General features: G+C 64.5%; 14 protein-coding genes. 6 read left to right on the plus strand and 8 right to left on the minus strand.

What is annotated here, in order from left to right; translation table 11 throughout:
• Window positions 1-203 precede the first annotated feature (203 nt).
• Entirely contained in the window at window positions 204-1,478 is a 1,275-nt protein-coding gene (fahA, locus tag BRA1253DRAFT_RS25280; RefSeq protein ID WP_007599046.1) for a fumarylacetoacetase, read from the plus strand.
• Window positions 1,479-1,587: 109 nt separating this feature from the next.
• Here fahA and BRA1253DRAFT_RS25285 read toward each other — a convergent pair whose 3' ends face one another.
• Both BRA1253DRAFT_RS25285 and BRA1253DRAFT_RS25290 read right to left on the minus strand, forming a co-directional pair.
• A complete protein-coding gene (locus tag BRA1253DRAFT_RS25285) occupies window positions 1,588-1,899 on the minus strand; it encodes a DUF1272 domain-containing protein (protein ID WP_007599047.1) in 312 nt (103 codons plus the stop codon).
• A gap of 74 nt (window positions 1,900-1,973) precedes the next feature.
• Window positions 1,974-2,453 (minus strand): Lrp/AsnC family transcriptional regulator, encoded by a 480-nt coding sequence (locus BRA1253DRAFT_RS25290; RefSeq protein WP_007599049.1) that lies wholly within the window; start codon window positions 2,451-2,453, stop codon window positions 1,974-1,976.
• 121 nt (window positions 2,454-2,574) lie between these two features.
• Here BRA1253DRAFT_RS25290 and hppD point away from each other — a divergent pair, with 121 nt between their 5' ends.
• Window positions 2,575-3,690: a 4-hydroxyphenylpyruvate dioxygenase gene (hppD, locus tag BRA1253DRAFT_RS25295; protein WP_007599051.1), complete on the plus strand. Its 1,116-nt coding sequence runs from the start codon at window positions 2,575-2,577 to the stop codon at window positions 3,688-3,690.
• 188 nt (window positions 3,691-3,878) lie between these two features.
• On the opposite strand, the gene BRA1253DRAFT_RS25300 is transcribed toward hppD, so the two are convergent.
• The 4 genes from BRA1253DRAFT_RS25300 to BRA1253DRAFT_RS25315 all read right to left on the minus strand — a co-directional run bounded on the left by BRA1253DRAFT_RS25300 (window position 3,879) and on the right by BRA1253DRAFT_RS25315 (window position 8,926).
• The gene (locus BRA1253DRAFT_RS25300; RefSeq protein ID WP_007599053.1) at window positions 3,879-4,991 is read right to left on the minus strand and encodes a CaiB/BaiF CoA-transferase family protein; all 1,113 of its coding nucleotides are present in this window, start codon (window positions 4,989-4,991) and stop codon (window positions 3,879-3,881) included.
• 208 nt (window positions 4,992-5,199) lie between these two features.
• Window positions 5,200-6,000 (minus strand): xanthine dehydrogenase family protein subunit M, encoded by an 801-nt coding sequence (locus BRA1253DRAFT_RS25305; protein ID WP_007599055.1) that lies wholly within the window; start codon window positions 5,998-6,000, stop codon window positions 5,200-5,202.
• Between the two features lie 13 nt (window positions 6,001-6,013).
• Window positions 6,014-8,356: a xanthine dehydrogenase family protein molybdopterin-binding subunit gene (locus BRA1253DRAFT_RS25310; RefSeq protein WP_007599057.1), complete on the minus strand. Its 2,343-nt coding sequence runs from the start codon at window positions 8,354-8,356 to the stop codon at window positions 6,014-6,016.
• Window positions 8,357-8,440: 84 nt separating this feature from the next.
• On the minus strand, window positions 8,441-8,926 hold the full coding sequence (locus BRA1253DRAFT_RS25315) for a (2Fe-2S)-binding protein (protein WP_007599059.1): 486 nt from the start codon (window positions 8,924-8,926) through the stop codon (window positions 8,441-8,443).
• A 979-nt stretch (window positions 8,927-9,905) separates the two neighbouring features.
• On the opposite strand from BRA1253DRAFT_RS25315, the gene BRA1253DRAFT_RS25320 reads away from it, so the two are divergent.
• From BRA1253DRAFT_RS25320 to BRA1253DRAFT_RS25335, 4 genes are all read left to right on the plus strand, one after another.
• Window positions 9,906-11,621: a PQQ-dependent methanol/ethanol family dehydrogenase gene (locus tag BRA1253DRAFT_RS25320; RefSeq protein ID WP_007599061.1), complete on the plus strand. Its 1,716-nt coding sequence runs from the start codon at window positions 9,906-9,908 to the stop codon at window positions 11,619-11,621.
• Between the two features lie 140 nt (window positions 11,622-11,761).
• On the plus strand, window positions 11,762-12,931 hold the full coding sequence (locus BRA1253DRAFT_RS25325) for a c-type cytochrome (protein ID WP_007599063.1): 1,170 nt from the start codon (window positions 11,762-11,764) through the stop codon (window positions 12,929-12,931).
• Window positions 12,932-13,069: 138 nt separating this feature from the next.
• Window positions 13,070-13,753 (plus strand): response regulator transcription factor, encoded by a 684-nt coding sequence (locus BRA1253DRAFT_RS25330; protein ID WP_035995389.1) that lies wholly within the window; start codon window positions 13,070-13,072, stop codon window positions 13,751-13,753.
• 136 nt (window positions 13,754-13,889) lie between these two features.
• Window positions 13,890-14,594, plus strand: a complete 705-nt coding sequence (locus tag BRA1253DRAFT_RS25335) for a response regulator transcription factor (RefSeq protein WP_007599066.1) — start codon at window positions 13,890-13,892, stop codon at window positions 14,592-14,594.
• On the opposite strand, the gene BRA1253DRAFT_RS25340 is transcribed toward BRA1253DRAFT_RS25335, so the two are convergent.
• Window positions 14,591-15,940: a hybrid sensor histidine kinase/response regulator gene (locus BRA1253DRAFT_RS25340; protein ID WP_007599067.1), complete on the minus strand. Its 1,350-nt coding sequence runs from the start codon at window positions 15,938-15,940 to the stop codon at window positions 14,591-14,593. The two genes, BRA1253DRAFT_RS25335 and BRA1253DRAFT_RS25340, sit on opposite strands and share 4 nt — an antisense overlap.
• Window positions 15,941-15,945: 5 nt before the next feature.
• Window positions 15,946-17,112: an FIST N-terminal domain-containing protein gene (locus tag BRA1253DRAFT_RS25345; RefSeq protein WP_007599070.1), complete on the minus strand. Its 1,167-nt coding sequence runs from the start codon at window positions 17,110-17,112 to the stop codon at window positions 15,946-15,948.
• Window positions 17,113-17,177: the final 65 nt, after the last annotated feature.

The following is a 17,177-nucleotide window of genomic DNA, read 5'->3' on the forward strand; positions in this document are numbered from 1 at the left end:
GGGTGGCTCGCCGCGTAGCGGCGAGACGGGTGAGGGGTCTGTCTCCGCGAACAAGCCTCTCTCATTCGGACACGCAGATACAACCCCTCATCCGGCGCCAAAGCCGAAGCTTGGCTTCGGCGTTCTCTTAAGTAACGGCGGCCAAAGGCCGCCTATGCCACCTTCTCCCGCAAGCGGAGAAGGAAAAAGGACCGAGTGAAAAAGTGACAACCCACCCCAACGATCCCAGCCTCCGCTCTTTCATCGACGTCGATCCCGCCTCCGACTTCCCGATCCAGAACCTGCCCTACGGCGTGTTCTCGACCGCGGCCAATCCGACTCAGCGCGTCGGCGTGGCGATCGGCGACTATGTGCTCGATCTCTGGGAACTCGAGCAGGATTCGCGGCTCGACGTCGGGCCGCTCGGCGTGTTCTCGACGCCGTCGCTCAATGCTTTCATGACGCTGGGACCAAAGGTCTGGGCGAAGACGCGGGCGCGGATCAGCGAGCTGCTGCGCCACGATCATCCCGAGCTGCGCGACAACGAGGAGCTGCGCAAGCAGGCTCTGGTGCCGATGCGCGATGCGAAACTGCATCTGCCATTCGCAGTCTCCGGCTACACCGATTTCTATTCGTCCAAGGAGCACGCCACCAACGTCGGCGTCATGTTCCGCGGCAAGGACAATGCGCTGCAGCCGAACTGGCTGCACATGCCGATCGCCTACAACGGCCGTGCCTCGACCGTCGTGGTCTCGGGCACCAAGGTGAAGCGTCCGCGCGGGCAGCTGAAGCCGCCCTCTGTCGAGGTGCCGAGCTTTGCGCCCTGCAAGCGGCTCGATTTCGAGCTGGAGATGGGTGTCGTGATCGGGCAGCCCTCGCCGATGGGGGGCATGCTCACTGAGCAGCAGGCCGAGGAGATGATCTTCGGCTTCGTGCTACTCAACGACTGGAGCGCGCGCGATATCCAGCAATGGGAATATGTGCCGCTTGGCCCGTTCCTCGCCAAGGCGTTCGCGACCTCGATCAGCCCGTGGGTGGTGACGCGCGAGGCGCTGGAGCCGTTTCGCCTGAGCGGGCCGGCGCAGGAGCCGGTGCCGCTTGACTACCTCAAGCAGGGCAAGCCGCAGAACTATGATGTGGAGCTCGACGTCTCCTTGCGTGCCGCCGGAGCCAACGCGCCGGCCGGCATCAGCCGCACCAATTTTAAGTACATGTACTGGTCGTCGGTGCAGCAGCTGATGCACCACGCCTCCTCCGGCTGCGCCATGAATGTCGGAGATCTCCTCGGGAGCGGCACCATTTCCGGTCCGGAGAAGAACCAGCGCGGCAGCCTGCTGGAGATCAGCTGGAACGGCACCGAGCCGGTCGAATTGCCCGACGGCATCAAGCGGTCGTTCCTGGAAGACGGCGACAGCCTCGTCATGCGCGGCTGGTGTCAAGGCGAGGGCTATCGCGTCGGTTTTGGTGAGGTCGAAGGGACGGTTTTGCCGGCGGAGTAGGGCGCCCCACACTCGGTCTTGTAGGGTGGGCAAAGGGGCATCAGCGCCGTGCCCACCATTCCTCTCCGCGATCGCGGTAGGCACGCTTCGCTTTGCCCACCCTACGAAGTCAGCGCATTTCAGGCGGTACGTCCTTGACCCGCGCGCAATGCGCCGCGACGTCCTCCAGGCTGTACTTCAGATGCACTCGCTTATCCGACGGCGCCTGCTTCGTCGTGCACACGCCCGGTCGCCATTCCTGCACTGGCCTGATCGGGCGCGGCGCAAAACCGCCGCCGCAGTTCGGGCACACGTTGGACAGTTTCGTCTCCGCGCAGTCCGCACAGAACGTGCATTCATAGGAGCAGATCCGCGCATCGGTTGCGTTCGGGGGCAGGTCGCGGTCGCAATATTCGCAGTTCGGTCGAAGCTGAAGGGCCATGGCTCAGTCTCCGCAGATTGGCCGGGATCATCGCAGATCGCGCGCGCAGCGCGAATGCCGGATTTCCCTCGATTTCAGCCGGGTTTGATTTCCTTCAGCGGCAGACGCGTGCTTTCCTTCAGCCGGTCGAGCACGATCGAAGAGCGCACATGCGCCACGCTCTGGTGCGGCATCAGCACGTCGTTGACGAGATTGGAGAGACCCTTCAGGTCGCGCAGTACGGCTTTCAGCACATAGTCGGCGTCGCCGGTGAGCGAATAGGCCTCCTGGATCTCGTCGATTCGATTGACCAGCGTTCGGAAGCGTTTCGAGTTATCCGGTGAGTGGGTCGCCAGCGTCACCTGGATGAAGGCGACCACGCCGAAGCCCAGCGCCTCGCTGGAGAGATCGGCATGATAGCCTGAGATCACCTTCTCCTCCTCCAGCCGCATCCGTCGCCGCGAGCATTGCGAGGCCGAGAGGCCTGCGAGGTCGGCCAGTTCCTGGTTGGTGAGGCGGCCGTCGTCCTGGAGCGCGCCCAGGATCTTGAGGTCGAAGGCATCCACCAAAGTCATGCGCGGTTTACCCATTTTATGCACGGACCGTGCACAACATAGCCAAACAGCGTCCCATTTGCACGCTCATTGCAGGCGTCGTGAAGGATAGTTCCTCTCAACAGCAATTTGGGAGAGCAGCATGGGTCCGTTTCCGCACGATGCACCGCCGGCCACGATCACCGCCGATAATCCGATGGGCACCGACGGGTTCGAGTTCGTCGAATATGCGCATCCCGATCCGGACCAGCTGCACGCCCTGTTCAAGCTGATGGGCTATGCGCCCGTCGCGCGCCATAGAACGAAGACGATCACGGTTTATCGTCAGGGCGATATCAACTATCTGGTCAACGAGGAGCCCGGCACTCACGGTCACGATTTCGTCGCCGCGCACGGCCCCTGTGCGCCGTCAATGGCGTTTCGGGTCGTCGATGCGAAGAAGGCCTATGACCGCGCGATTTCACTCGGCGCCGAACCTGCGGATGTGTCCTCCGCGCAGAAGACGCTCGATGTCCCCGCGATCAAGGGCATCGGCGGCAGCCTGCTCTACTTCGTCGATCGCTACGGCGCCAAGGGTTCGGCCTATGACGGCGAGTTCGAATGGCTCGGCGCGCGCGATCCGCGGCCTGCCGGCGCCGGCCTGTTCTATCTCGATCACCTCACCCACAACGTCCATCGCGGCCGCATGGATGTCTGGACCGGGTTCTACGAAAAACTCTTTAACTTCCGCCAGATCCGCTTCTTCGACATCGAGGGCCGCGCCTCCGGCCTGTTCTCGCGGGCGCTGACGAGCCCCGACGGCAAGATCCGGATTCCGATCAACGAGGACGCCGGCGATTCCGGCCAGATCGAGGAATATCTGAATATCTATCGCGGCGAAGGCATCCAGCACATCGCCTGCGGCTGCCGCGACATCCACCGCACCATCGAGGACTTGCGCGAAGCGGGCCTGCCCTTCATGCCGGCGCCGCCCGCGACCTATTTCGAGCGGATCGACGCGCGGCTGCCGAAGCATGGCGAGGACGTCGCGCGGCTTCAGAAAAACGGCATCCTGATCGACGGGGAGGGCGTGGTCGACGGCGGCCAGACTAAGGTGCTGCTGCAGATCTTCTCGGCCAATGCGATCGGCCCTATCTTCTTCGAGTTCATCCAGCGCAAGGGCGACGACGGTTTCGGCGAGGGCAATTTCAAGGCGCTGTTCGAATCGATCGAGGAGGATCAGATCCGGCGTGGGGTGTTGAAGGTGGATGCGGCGTAGGCGCGCTACCTATAGGCACGCCGCAGCGTCAAACACAGCCGTCGTCCTGGCGAAAGCCAGGACCCATTACCCCATGGAGCGGTCGGTGGGCGGACTGGTAACTCCGGGTCTTCGTCAAACCACGTTTGGTGGCTATGGGTCCTGGCTTTCGCCAGGACGACCCGGAGTGTGATGCGACAGCGGAGGCCTTAACGCCCCGCCTTCCACGCCTTCATCACCGCGCCGATCTCGGCCACTTCCGGCTCGCGCACCGCCGATGGCGTCCGCGAAAAGCGCGGCGCCGGCGCCGGCTGCTTCACGCCGTGGCGCTCGACGAAGACGTTGCGGGCGACCATGTGCGGATGCTCGGTCGCTTCCGACATGGTCAGCACCGGCGCAAAGCAGATGTCGGTGCCTTCCATGATCTTGCACCAGTCCTCGCGCGTCTTGCTCTTGAATACCGTCTTCAATTTTTCCTTCAGCGCGGGCCAGGCCTTGCGGTCCATCTGCGCGTCGAAGTCGGCGTCGGTCAGGCCGGCGTGTTCGCGCAGCAACGCGTAGAACTGCGGCTCGATCGAGCCGATCGAGACGAAATGGCCGCAGGCACATTCGTAGACGCCGTAGAAATGCGCGCCGCCGTCAAGGAAGTTCTCGTTGCGGCCTTCGGTCCAGCGGCCGAGCGTGGTCATGTCGAAGAAGAACGACATCAGCGATGCCGCGCCGTCGCACATCGCGGCATCGACGACCTGGCCCTTGCCTGACCGCGAGCCCTCCAGCAGCGCCGCGAGCACGCCGACCACGAGGTAGAGCGCGCCGCCGCCGAAATCGCCGACCAAATTGAGCGGCGGCACCGGCGCTTCCTTCGTGCCGATCGCGGCGAGCGCGCCGGTGATGGAGATGTAGTTGATGTCGTGGCCGGCGGCGTTGGCGAGCGGGCCTTGCTGGCCCCAGCCGGTCATGCGGCCGTAGACCAGCTTTGGATTGCGCGCGAGCACCACGTCAGGCCCGAGGCCGAGCCGCTCCATCACGCCGGGACGAAAACCCTCGACCAGTGCGTCGGCATTCGCAAGCAGATCGAGCACCTCCGCGATCGCCGCCTTGTCCTTGAGGTCGAGCTCGACCACCTTGCGGCCGCGGCCTGCGACCGACTTCATGTTCTTCCTGGCGCCGACCCGATCGAGCGTGACGATTTCGGCGCCCATGTCGGCCAGCATCATGCAGGCGAACGGGCCTGGTCCAATGCCGGCGAATTCAACGATGCGGAAACCTGCGAGCGGGCCGGAGGTGCGGACGGAGGAGTTTTGGGCTGATTGATCGGGCACGTGTTTGTTTCCTCGGATCCAAGGCGCATATTGCCGATGGTCGGCAAGCGCCGAGGCGTTCCTCTGCGGGGCAAGTTAATTGGCCGATTAACTTTTCTCGCCTCCACGCCAGTGAGGCAAGCGCTTTTCACCCGCACGGCCAAATAAAACGGCGCGCACCGAAGTGCGCGCCGCGGAAAATTTGTGTTGAGGCGCTAAGGCGCGATGATCAGCGAGCGGCAGCCACCGCGCGCTGCGCCATCACCTTGATGAGGTTGGCGCGGTACTCCGCCGTTCCGTGGATGTCGGCCAGCAGATTGCTCGCCGAAATGCTCACGCTGTCGATCGCCGACGGCGACCAATTCGCCTTCAGCGCCGTTTCGATGGCCGGGACCCGCATCACGCCGCTTTGCGAGGCGCCGGTGGCGGCCACCCGAACCTCGCCCGACTTCGTCTGCGCGACGAACACGCCGGTCAGCGCGAAGCGAGACGCCGGGTGGCGCATCTTTTCGTAGCCTGCCTTCGCCGGAACCGGGAACGACACGGCGGTGATGAGCTCGCCGTCTTCCAGCGCCGTCGTGAACAGGCCCTGGAAGAAGTCATCCGCCGTAATCGACCGCTTGTTGGTCTTCACGGTGGCGCCGAGCGCGAGCAGCGCGGCCGGAAAATCCGCGGCAGGATCGTTGTTGGCGATCGAGCCGCCGATCGTGCCGCGATAGCGCACGGCGGGGTCCCCAAGCACCGAGGTAAGATAGGCGATTGCGGGGATCGCCTTCTTCACATCGGCATTCTGCATGATGTCGAAATAGGTCGTGCCGGCCTTGATGGTCAGCACGTCGCCTGAGAGCTCGACGCCCTGCAGCTCCTTGATCTTGCCGAGGTCGATGACGTCGGACGGACTGGCGAGGCGTTGCTTCATCACCGGCAGCAGCGTCTGGCCGCCGGCGAGGAACTTTGCTTCGCTGCTCTTGGAGAACAGGCTGACGGCCTCGTCGACCGAGGACGCGCGATGATAAACGGTCTGGTACATCTTCGTTCCTCCCTTAAGCCGCGTGGATCGTGCGCCACACCCGGTCCGGGGTTGCGGGCATTTCCAGATTGTTCTTGCCGATCGCATCCGTGATCGCGTTGATCACGGCCGCTGACGCGCCGATCGCGCCGGCCTCACCGCACCCTTTGATGCCGAGCGGATTGCCCGGGCACAGCGTCGTGGTGTGGGAGAGATTGAACGAGGGAACGTCGTCGGCGCGCGGCATGGCGTAGTCCATGAACGAGGCCGTGACCGGCTGCCCGCTGGCGTCGTAGATCGCGTGCTCGAGCAACGCTTGTCCGATGCCTTGCACGAGACCGCCATGGACCTGGCCTTCGACGATCATCGGGTTGATCAGCCGGCCGAAATCGTCGGCCGCGACAAAGTTGACGAAAGACGTCTTGCCAGTGCCGGGATCGACCTCGAGCTCGCAGATATAGGTGCCGGCCGGGAAGGTGAAATTGGTCGGGTCGTAGAAGGCGCTTTCCTTCAGGCCCGGCTCCATCCCGTCAGGCAGATTGTGCGCGGTGTAGGCCGCGAGCGCGACCATCGGGAAGGCGATCGCCTTGTCGGTTCCGGCCACCTTGAACTCGCCGTTCTCGATGACGATGTCGCCTTCCGAAGCTTCCAGCGCATGCGCGGCGATCTTCTTGGCCTTGGATTCCATCTTCTCCATGGCTTTCAGGATCGCGGTGAGGCCAACGGCGGCCGAGCGCGAGCCGTAGGTGCCCATGCCGAACTGCACCTTGTCGGTGTCGCCATGGACGATCGAGACCTGGCTGATGGGAACGCCGAGCCGCTCCGCGACGAGCTGGCAGAACGTGGTCTCGTGACCCTGGCCGTGGCTGTGCGATCCCGTCAGCACCTCGATGGTGCCGACCGGGTTGACGCGGACTTCGGCGGACTCCCAAAGACCGACGCCGGCGCCCAGGCTGCCGACGGCCTTCGACGGCGCGATGCCGCAGGCCTCGATGTAGCAGGACACGCCGATGCCACGCAGCTTGCCGTCGGCCTTCGCCTTGGCCTTGCGCCCGGCAAAGCCGGCATAGTCGATCGCCTTCATCGCGGCATCGAGCGAGGCATTAAAGTCGCCGGTGTCATAAGCCATGATCACCGGCGTCTGGTGCGGGAACTGGGTGATGAAGTTGGTCCGGCGCAACGCGGCCGGATCGACCTTCAACTGCCGCGCCGCCGTCTCCATCAGACGTTCGATCAGATAGCTCGCCTCGGGGCGGCCGGCGCCGCGATAGGCGTCGACCGGCGTGGTGTTGGTGTAGACCCCGACCACCTCGGCATGGATCGCCGGGATGTTGTACTGGCCCGACAGCAGCGTCGCGTAGAGATAGGTCGGGACCGAGGACGAGAACAGTGACATGTAGGCGCCGAAATTGGCGTAGGTCTTCACCTTCAATCCGGTGATCTTGTTGTTGGCGTCGAAGGCCATCTCGGCATGGGTGACGTGGTCGCGGCCATGCGCATCGGTGAGGAAGGCCTCGGTCCGGTCGCCGGTCCATTTCACGGGACGGCCGACTTTCTTCGAGGCCCACAGCGCCACCATCTCTTCGGGATAGATGAAGATTTTCGAGCCGAAGCCGCCGCCGACGTCAGGCGCAATCACGCGCAGCTTGTGCTCGGGTGCGATGTTGTAGAACGCCGACAGCACGAGGCGGGCGACGTGGGGATTCTGCGACGTCGTGTAGAGCGTGAAGTGCTCTTCCGCCGAATCGTAATCGGCAATCGCCGCGCGGGGCTCCATTGCGTTCGGCGCGAGACGGTTGTTGGTGACGTCGAGCTTCACCACGTTGGCGGCCTTGGCGAAGGCGGCATCGGTGGCGCCCTCGTCGCCGATCACCCAGTCATAGACCTGGTTGCCGGGAGCTTCGGGATGCAGCTGCGGCGCGCCGGACTTGATCGCGGCGTGAACGTCGGCGACCGCGGGCAGCTCTTCGTAGTTCACGACCACGGCTTCGGCCGCGTCGCGTGCGAGATTTTTGGTCTCGGCGATCACGACTGCGACCGCCTGACCGACGAAGCGCACCGTCTCCGGCGCCATCGCCGGCCATGCGCCCATCTTCATCGGGCTGCCGTCCTTGGAGGTGATTGCCCAGCCGCAGATGAGGTTGCCGACCTTGTCGTCGACGATCTCCTGTCCCGTCAGCACCGCGACCACGCCCGGCATCTTCAGCGCGGCGGAGGAATCGATTCCCTTCACCTTGGCATGCGCGTGCGGGCTGCGGATGAAATGGGCATGGGTCATGCCCTGCAATTTGATGTCGTCGACGTAGCGGCCCTTGCCGGTAATGAAACGCTTGTCTTCCTTGCGCACGACGCGCGCGCCAATGCCTTCAACACCCATGTCTGGTCCTCCCGACCGGAATTTGTCTTGACCGCGCTTTCCCTCGAAAGCGGCGGCGATGGTTTTTGTTTCGAGGCGCGCCGATTACTCGGCCGCCTGCGAGACCTTCATGCGGCCTGCTGCGTCCAGTACGGCTTTGACGATGTTGTGGTAGCCGGTGCAGCGGCAGATATTGCCTTCGAGCTCGTGGCGGACGGTGGCCTCGTCGAGCTGGCCACCATAGCGGTGCACGATGTCGATGGCCGACATGATCATGCCCGGCGTGCAATAGCCGCACTGCAGGCCGTGATTGTCGCGGAAGGCTGCCTGCATCGGGTGCAACTCGTCGCCCTTGGCGATGCCTTCGATCGTGGTGATGCTGGCGCCGTCGGCCTGTCCCGCCAGCATAGTGCAGGATTTGACCGCCTTGCCGTCCATATGGACGACGCAGGCACCGCACTGGCTGGTGTCGCAACCGACATGGGTTCCGGTGAGGTTGAGGTGGTCGCGCAGCAGCTGAACCAGCAGCGTGCGGTCCTCGACGTCGACGGCAACAGCCTTGCCGTTCACCGTCAGTTTGACTGTAGACACGTGAGTACCTCCCGAATGTTTATAGTTATTCCAATTAGAGACAGCGCGAACGGAAGTTTGCAACTGGGATTTTACAGGCGGCGCGTCATGGAAAGGTCATCCGTGACGGTTGCCGCGGTGCGCGATTCGGTCGCGATACCCCGTGCCGCCGCCAGCGCGTGGCGCGACTTTGCAAGGAGCCTTCGAAAACGATGTGCGCTTCGTCAGCGGCGGGCTTGGTTCAACCGCCGGTGCGAGGCGCTGGTCCTGGACGTGGGGTCCTCGCGCGTCATGCCTCCCTTTGATGTCTTGTTCGTTGACACGAATAGGAGCACGCGCTTGCGCCAATGTAATCGCGATCTTGGTAGTAGGCGGTGGCAAGCTAAGTCATTGATTTTGTTCGTGACGGTGCACCGCAGCTGTGCTGGCCCGATGCCGGTGGCGAGCCGCGCCGGCCGGGGCGCCCAGGACTGCGACCGTGGGGCTGAAGGTCGGTCCGGTGAAGGCGCCGCGCGGGCGGCGTCGCGGGCTTTGCCAAGGTCGGGCCACGGTCCGGCTGGAAACGATCGCCCGACGTCACCATCCTGCACGACGAGGCCGACGCGCAGACCGGCGGCAAGCTCGCACATCTCGGCGCGCGGCTGACCGACTCGACCTCGCGAAAACTTGCCGCGAACGTCTTCGAAAAATTTGCGGTGGTGGTAGCGCCATCATCGTGACCGATGCACGCGACGCCGGATGGGAGCGGCCCGATTGTGTCGCGGTGCGCCCAAATCCGACGGCTCGTTTCGAGCTGCAAGCAGGGACAAGACGCAAGTCTGAACAACGAGATGAGCGGCGCAACTCGCCAACCATCCGCACTACTACCTTCCGCCTATACTAACCGCGAAACGGCGATGCTGTAATTTCGAACGATGGCTCGCAGACAAACTGCGCATCACGAGCGCAGCGCGCTCAAGCGCCCAACATGGCGTGCACAACAACACCGCGGAGGGAATACATGACCTTTGGAACGAAGGGCTTCTTGGCTGGCATCTCGATGATTGCGATGCTGGCCGCCGCTACGCCGGGCGTTCGCGCCAACGACTCCCTGCTCAAGGCGCAATCCGATTCGAACCAATGGGCCGTTGCCGGCCACGACTACGGCAACACGCGCTTCAGCCCGCTGAAGCAGATCAACACCGAGAACGCCGGCAAGCTGACGCTCGCCTATTCGTTCTCGCTGGCGTCGCTGCGTTCGAACGAATCCTCGCCGATCGTCGTCGGCAACACGCTCTACGTTTCGAGCTCCTGGGGCCCGAAATATGTCTACGCGCTCGATGCCGCCACCGGCGCGCGCAAGTGGACCTACGAGCCCGATATTCCCGAGGACGTGCTGCAATACGCCTGCTGCGATGTGAACAATCGCGGCGTCTCCTATGCCGACGGCAAGATCTTCGTCGGTCGCCTCGACGGCAAGCTGACGGCGCTCGATGCCGCGACCGGCAAGTCGCTGTGGACGACGAAGGTGGTCGACTACAAGCAGGGTTCGGTCATCACCTCGCCGCCGCTCGTCGTGCGCGACAAGGTCATCACCGGGTTCGGCGGCGGCGAATACGGCGTACGCGGCTCGCTCCAGGCCTTCGACATCGGCACCGGCAAGCAGTTGTGGCAGACCTATACCGTTCCGTCGCCGGATGAGCCCGGCGGCGACACCTGGAAGGGCGACTCCGCCCAGCATGGCGGCGGCGCGCCCTGGCTGGTCGGCTCCTACGATCCGAAGACCGACACGGTTTATTGGGGCACCAGCAATCCTGGACCCTGGAATACGGCGGTGCGCTCGACCGGCGACGGCAATTTCGGCAAGCTGACCAACCTCTACACCGCCTCGACGGTGGCGTTCGATCCCAACACCGGCAAGATCAAGTGGCACATCCAGACCACGCCGGCCGATGCCTGGGACTATGACGGCGTCAACGAAGCCGTGCTCGCGGATCTGAAGATCGACGGCAGCACCGTTCCGGCGCTGATGAAGGCGGATCGCAACGGCTACTTCTTCGTCGCCAACCGCGAGACCGGCAAGGTGCTTTCGGCGGAGAAATACGTGTTCTCCAACTGGGCCAAGAAGTGGGACGTCGCCACGATGCGCGCGGTCGAGGATCCCGACAAGCGTCCCGGGCCGAATCATCCCGCCAAGGACATCTGCCCGAACCTGATCGGCGGCAAGAACTGGCAGCCGATGTCGTTCAATCCGCAGACCGGTCTCGTCTACATCCCGTCCAACAACGTCTGCATGGACTGGTCGGTCTCGGACGTCGCCTACAAGCGCGGTGTGTTCTATCTCGGCGCCGAATTCCCGACCAAGGAAGGTCCCGGCGGCTTCCTCGGCGAGCTCGTGGCCTGGGACCCGGTCGCGCAGAAGAAGGTCTGGTCGATCAAGGAAGACCTGCCCTTCAACGGCGGCACGCTGACCACCGGCGGTGGCCTCGTGTTTGCCGGCAACATCCATGGCGATTTCCGCGCCATCGATGCGAAGTCCGGCAAGGTGTTGTGGAGCAAGAATCTCGGCTCCGGCATCGGCGCAGGTCCGGTGACCTATCAGGTCGACGGCACGCAATATGTCGCCATCGTCGTCGGCCGCACCGCTGCGCTGCCGGCGTTCCTGGGCGAGATAGGAAAGAAGATGACGGCCGCAGCCCCCGAGGGCGGTTCGCTCTTCGTGTTCTCCGTCCAGTGAGCACTCGCGCGCGCATCCTCGAGGTGACGGGATACGCGCGCGCCTTTTCCTGACACGAGCTGCGGCATCGGCCGATGCCTGGTGCCGCAGCGCCTGGCTCAACAGAGCTCCGGCCCAATCAAGAGCTACGGGAGACGAGGATGCGTCCGAATCGTTCTGGCATCGGTGCGAGCCGAAATCGCGCCATCGCAGGTCTGCTCGCATGTGCCGCCGCGCTGGTGGTTCCCGCCTTGCTGCATGCGGACGAGGCGCAGCCGCTGCGTCTCTGCGCCGACCCGACCAATCTTCCATTCTCAAGCGATAATCCGTCTCAGCCGGGCTTCTATGTCGAGATCGGGCAGGCCCTGGCGCAGGCGCTCGGCCGGCCGGTCGCCTACGACTGGTACAAATCCTATTTCGGCAAGCGCACCGTGCGTGTCACGCTGCTCGGCAAGCAATGCGACGCCATGATCGGGCTGCCGCGGTCCGAGGATTTCATGGGACCGGCCGTGATCTTCTCCGGCACGGTCGCGAAGGAGGGCTATGGCCTCGTGGCGGCCAAGGGGCAGGTGCTCAACAGCCTCGACAGCCTCCACGGCAAGCGTGTTGCCGTGCAGTTCGCCAGCACGCCGCAAAACCTGCTCGCGAGCCGCGCCGACATCCGGATGGTGACGGTGCTGTCGCCCGAGGAAGGCATGCAGGCGCTCGATCAGGGCAAGGCCGACGTCGCCTTCATCTGGGGCCCGGTCGCCGGCTGGCTGAACAAGACCAGCTACAATGATCGCTATCAGATTCAGCTCACCGAGGGCGAAGGCCTGTCATGGGATGCGGCGATCGGCTTTGCGAAGACATCCACCGAGCTGCGTGATCGCGTCGATGCCGTCCTGCCGCAGCTTCAGGCCACGATCGGCGCGCTCGCGGTCAAATATGGCTTGCCGACCGGCCAGCCGGCTCGCTTCGGTGCGGCCCCAGCGATGCCGGCGGGAACGACCATCGGGGCCGGGCCCGGCGCGACGCAGACCGCCAGTGTGGTCGCCACCGAGACCAAGGGCGACGCGCCCGGCACCGAGGCCGTCGGTTCGGGCAAGGAGATATTCAACGGAACCTGTGCGCACTGCCACGGTCCGGACGCGATCCAGAGCGAGCGGAAGATCGACCTGCGGCTGCTGCGTCATCGCTACGGTGACGATATGCGCGAGAAATTCTGGACCACCGTGCATGAGGGGCGGCCGACCAAGGGTATGCCGGCCTGGAAAGAGGTCTTCACCGACGATCAGTTCGACCACATCTTTTCCTTCCTGCTGACGGTCCAATCCGAATCGAACGACTGAGCGATCTTGACCGAGCGCGATCGGGAGGATGTGGTAGCGTCCGTCCGGCATCATCCCGGCGCCGGACGGCGATCGCATGGATGTGCCGCTTCCGCCGCCGCGGCAGGTGCGCGTGCGATGCAGTGTTGGGAAGGCGCCATGACCAGCTTCCTGATCATCGACGATCATCCGCTGTTTCGCGAGGCGCTCGGCAATGCGGTGCGGCTGGCCTTGCCGGAAGCGCGGATCTTCGAAGCGATGTCGATCGCGGATGCGCTGCATATCCTGTCGGCCGAGCAGGGTATCGACCTTGCGCTGCTCGATCTTTCGCTGCCGGACGCGACCGGCTTCTCCGGCTTTCTGCGCTTGCGCGAGGCCTTTCCGCGCCTGCCGGTCGCCATCGTGTCGAGCGAGGAGGACCAGCGCGTCGTCCGCGAGGCGCTGGCGCTGGGTGCCGCCGGATATCTGCCCAAGTCGACGTCGAAGCGTGAGCTGGCGCAATCGATCGAGGGCGTGCTGAGCGGGTCGGTGTCGGTGCCGAAGGATTTCGTGGCGACGCCGCAGCGGCGGGCCGAGGCCAGCAAGGCGCTCGAGGTCAAGCTGCACGAGCTCACGCCGCAGCAGCTTCGCGTGCTCGACCTCCTGCGTCGCGGCTATCCGAACCGCCAGATCGCCCAGGAGCTTCAGCTCGCGGAATCCACGGTGAAGGCGCATATCACCGAGATCCTGCGCAAGCTCGGCCTGTTCAGCCGCAACAAGGCGATCATCGAAATCGGCAAGATGGAGCTGCCCGATCCGCGCAGCCGGCCTTATGCGCGGCCCGATCGCGGCAGGTCGCAATGACGCGCAGTGTCGTTCTTGACCTGGATCAAGCCGGCTTGGCGGTGCCGAGCCATTCTCAACGCGTTCAATTCGACGCCGGCCCTGGCGGCCTCCTGGGCGAGGTCTTCAGCAAGGTCTTCACAATGGCTCTTACGTGATGCGATTTCTGATCGTCGAGGACCATCCGCTGTTTCGCGAGGCGCTCGAAGGCGCGCTCCGGATGGTGGCGCCCGCGGCCGATATTGTTCAGGCGACGTCGATCGACGGCGCGCTGGAGCAGATCGCGGCGAGCACCGAACTCGACCTGATCCTGCTCGATCTGTCGATGCCGGGCACCACGGGTCTTTCGGGCATCATCCGCATCCGCAAGGCGTTTCCAAAAATTCCCGTCGTCATCGTATCCGGACATCAGGATCGGCAGATCGTGTCCGGCGCGTTGTCGCTCGGCGTGTCCGGCTACATCCCCAAATCGTCGTCCAAGCAGGAGCTGGCACAGTCGATCGGCGAGGTGCTGCGCGGCTCGGTCTGTGTTCCCGCCGCCTATCGCGGACGGGCCCGGCCGCAACGGGCGTCCGGCCCCGCGCAGGATCTCCTGAAGCGCCTGCACGAGCTGACGCCGCAGCAATTGCGCGTGCTCGAAATGCTCCAGCGCGGCCTGCAAAACAAGCAGATCGCCTACGAGCTGACGATTTCGGAGACCACGGTGAAGGTCCACGTCTCCGAGATCCTGCGCAAGCTCAACGTGCTCAGCCGCACCAAGGCGATCGTCGAAATGTCCAGGATCGACTTCGCGACGCTGGCAGCCGAGAGCCCCACGGCCCATCGCGAGCGGGCACAGCCCGATCCACCCGCGCGGGACTAGCCCAGCAGGAACGACAGCAGCGCCCGCATCTCGGCGGGCTTGATCGGCTTCTTCAGCACCTCGAGGCCGTGGCGGCTCGCTTCCTTTGCAGCCTTGTCGGAGTAGTCGGCGGTGATGATCATGGCCGGCGTGTCGAGCTTCAGATGCTGGCGGACATCGGCGATGGCCGACAGGCCGCTCTCGCCGTGATCGAGGTGCAGATCGGCGATCACGGCATCCGGCGCACCGCCGAGCTCGCTGAGGCGCAGCAGCGCATCGGCAGCCGAGCGCGTGGTCGCGACGTCGCAGCCCCAACCTTCCAGCAGCGCGGCCATCGCCTCCGAGCCGTTCGGGTCGTTCTCGATCAGCAGGATCTTGGCGCCTTCGAGCCCGCTATAGTGCCGCTCGTCGAGCTTGATCTCGTGCACCTCGTCGCCGACCTCCGCGAGGTCGGTCGGCTCCAGCTCCAGGGTGAAGGTCGATCCTTTGCCGATCCGGGACGACAACTGCACCCCGTGACCGAGCACGGTTGCGAAACGGCGGACGATGGAGAGGCCGAGCCCGAAGCCGGCCTGGTCGGTCGCGGTTGCTTCGCCGCGCTGGAATTCGCGGAAGATTGCCTCCTGCTGCGCCTGCGCAATTCCAGGCCCGGTGTCGGAGACCTGGACGCAGATGCGGTCGCCCCGCAGCCGGCATCCCATGACGACGCCGCCGCTGCGGGTATAGCGGATCGCATTGGCAAGCAGATTCTGAAGGATCCGTCGCAGCATCATCGCATCCGACCTCACCGCGTGCGGTGAGGTGCGGATGTGCAGGGCAAGCCCCTGCCGCGCCGCGACCGGCTCGAATTCGTTGCGAAGCTGCTCGAACAGGGGCGCCAGCGCGATGGCGCGCACGTCGGGCTTGAGTGCGCCGGCGTCGAGCTTTGCGATCTCCAGCAGCGACCGCAGTAGGTCCTCCAGCATCAGCAGCGAGCGGTCGGCCTGGTCGATCAGCAGGCCCGCTTCCTGCGACTCCATCATTTCGGTCAGCGCCGACAGCGTCAGCCGCGCCGCGTTGAGCGGCTGCAACAGGTCGTGGGTGACCGAGATCAGCACCGATGATTTCAGCGAGCTTGCGGCTTCAGCCTGTTGCTTGGCGCGGTAGAGCTCTTCATTGGCGCGCTCGACCGAATGCAGCGCTCCGCGCAACTGGTGAGTCCGGTCGCGGACCTTGTGGTCGAGCGCAATCGCAGTCTCGAACAGCGAGAAGGCGTTGAGCTGCTGGTCCATCGAGCGCTCGACGCGCGACATCAGGGCGGCGTTGATCTTCTTCAGCTTCGCCGCCTCGCGCCGCAACTGGTCGGTCGCATCAGGGCCCTGCCACATGTCCGTCACGACGGGCGCCTTCCGATCGCGACGCCGGTGAAGGTCTGGTTCACATGCATGGAGCCGAACTGCTCGCCATAGGTGTGAAAGCCGACGACTCGGTTCTGCCGGTACAGTTCGGACATGTCGCGGGTGAGCTGGTGCTGCTCGGCGTCGAGCCGCCGGAGCAGGCACTCGAAGCCGATATAGAGCGAGACCTCTCCGATCTGGTCGCGGATTTCGGTGAAGGTGTCGCGGGTCGAGCCGACCAGGCTGCGCGACGTCGCCGCCGTCAGCACCATGCCTTCGTCGATGGCGCAGAAGAAATGCAAGGAGCCGTCCGGTTCGACGCGCTGGATCGACCGCGCGTAATAGGCGCCGCCGACCCGCACCAGCACCGGGTGGGACGCGAAGGAGAACGGATCGAGCTTGGCGTCCAGGATCCCGACCATGCGCGAATATTCCTCGGCCGCTGGCTCCGCGTTCAGCTCCCTGACCGTTCGATTTTCGATGTCGGCTTCGGTGACCACCATCTTCTGCGGACTGGGCTCGAAATTGTCGCACTTGAAAACCCGGAACGGCAGCGAGGTGTTCAACAGGATCAGGAGGGCGGCATTGGTGTGTGCCTTGCCGTCGCAGAACACCCAGGTCTTCTCGAAGCGCATCCCGTCACCCGCGGAGCCGCCGACAACCGGAATGTCGTCGAGCGAGGCATAGATCGCGGACATCACCGCCTCTTCGCGGCGGCACAGGCCGTCGATCAACACGAGGCCGAAGGCATTGCCGCGATCGACTTGCGGGGTGATCCGCAACAGCTCGTGCCGGAGCTCGCCGCCGATTCTGCGGCCGTCCTCGACGCGGAAACTGTCGAGGTTGAAAATCGGCCGCACCGCGGCCGAGAAATCGGCACGGCTGAACGCGAGCGCCACGACGCTGTTCTCGTCCCAGCCGTCAGGGGCGAGCTCGCCCGCGGTCGTGCAACCGCAGATCCGGGTCTCATCGAACTGCCGGGTGATCTCGGCGATGAAGCGATGGGGGTCGTAGCGGGGCGAGAGGAAGACCAGGATCAGCGCCAGCTCGTCGGACGGGAGTTGGGCGACGAGCTCGGCCACGGCTTCATCGACGCTCGCAGCCTTCGATTTGGCAACGGCAACGCCAGACGCACCGCCAAACCGAAAATCGGTTTGCCCCACTCGTTTCTCCCCTCGAGGACCAGCCCGGTCTAACGCCAAGTGCCTGATAAGTGTCCGACAAGTTC

It is taken from the genome of Bradyrhizobium sp. WSM1253 (assembly GCF_000244935.1).
Classification (GTDB): domain Bacteria; phylum Pseudomonadota; class Alphaproteobacteria; order Rhizobiales; family Xanthobacteraceae; genus Bradyrhizobium; species Bradyrhizobium canariense.

Excerpts from the sequence above, each read along its gene's own strand:
- BRA1253DRAFT_RS25285 (WP_007599047.1), bottom strand. The coding sequence starts at position 1,899 with ATGGCCCTTCAGCTTCGACCGAACTGCGAATATTGCGACCGCGACCTG.
- BRA1253DRAFT_RS25290 (WP_007599049.1), bottom strand. The coding sequence starts at position 2,453 with ATGACTTTGGTGGATGCCTTCGACCTCAAGATCCTGGGCGCGCTCCAG.
- hppD (WP_007599051.1), top strand. The coding sequence starts at position 2,575 with ATGGGTCCGTTTCCGCACGATGCACCGCCGGCCACGATCACCGCCGAT.
- BRA1253DRAFT_RS25305 (WP_007599055.1), bottom strand. The coding sequence starts at position 6,000 with ATGTACCAGACCGTTTATCATCGCGCGTCCTCGGTCGACGAGGCCGTC.
- BRA1253DRAFT_RS25310 (WP_007599057.1), bottom strand. The coding sequence starts at position 8,356 with ATGGGTGTTGAAGGCATTGGCGCGCGCGTCGTGCGCAAGGAAGACAAG.
- BRA1253DRAFT_RS25320 (WP_007599061.1), top strand. The coding sequence starts at position 9,906 with ATGACCTTTGGAACGAAGGGCTTCTTGGCTGGCATCTCGATGATTGCG.
- BRA1253DRAFT_RS25325 (WP_007599063.1), top strand. The coding sequence starts at position 11,762 with ATGCGTCCGAATCGTTCTGGCATCGGTGCGAGCCGAAATCGCGCCATC.
- BRA1253DRAFT_RS25330 (WP_035995389.1), top strand. The coding sequence starts at position 13,070 with ATGACCAGCTTCCTGATCATCGACGATCATCCGCTGTTTCGCGAGGCG.
- BRA1253DRAFT_RS25335 (WP_007599066.1), top strand. The coding sequence starts at position 13,890 with ATGCGATTTCTGATCGTCGAGGACCATCCGCTGTTTCGCGAGGCGCTC.
- BRA1253DRAFT_RS25340 (WP_007599067.1), bottom strand. The coding sequence starts at position 15,940 with ATGTGGCAGGGCCCTGATGCGACCGACCAGTTGCGGCGCGAGGCGGCG.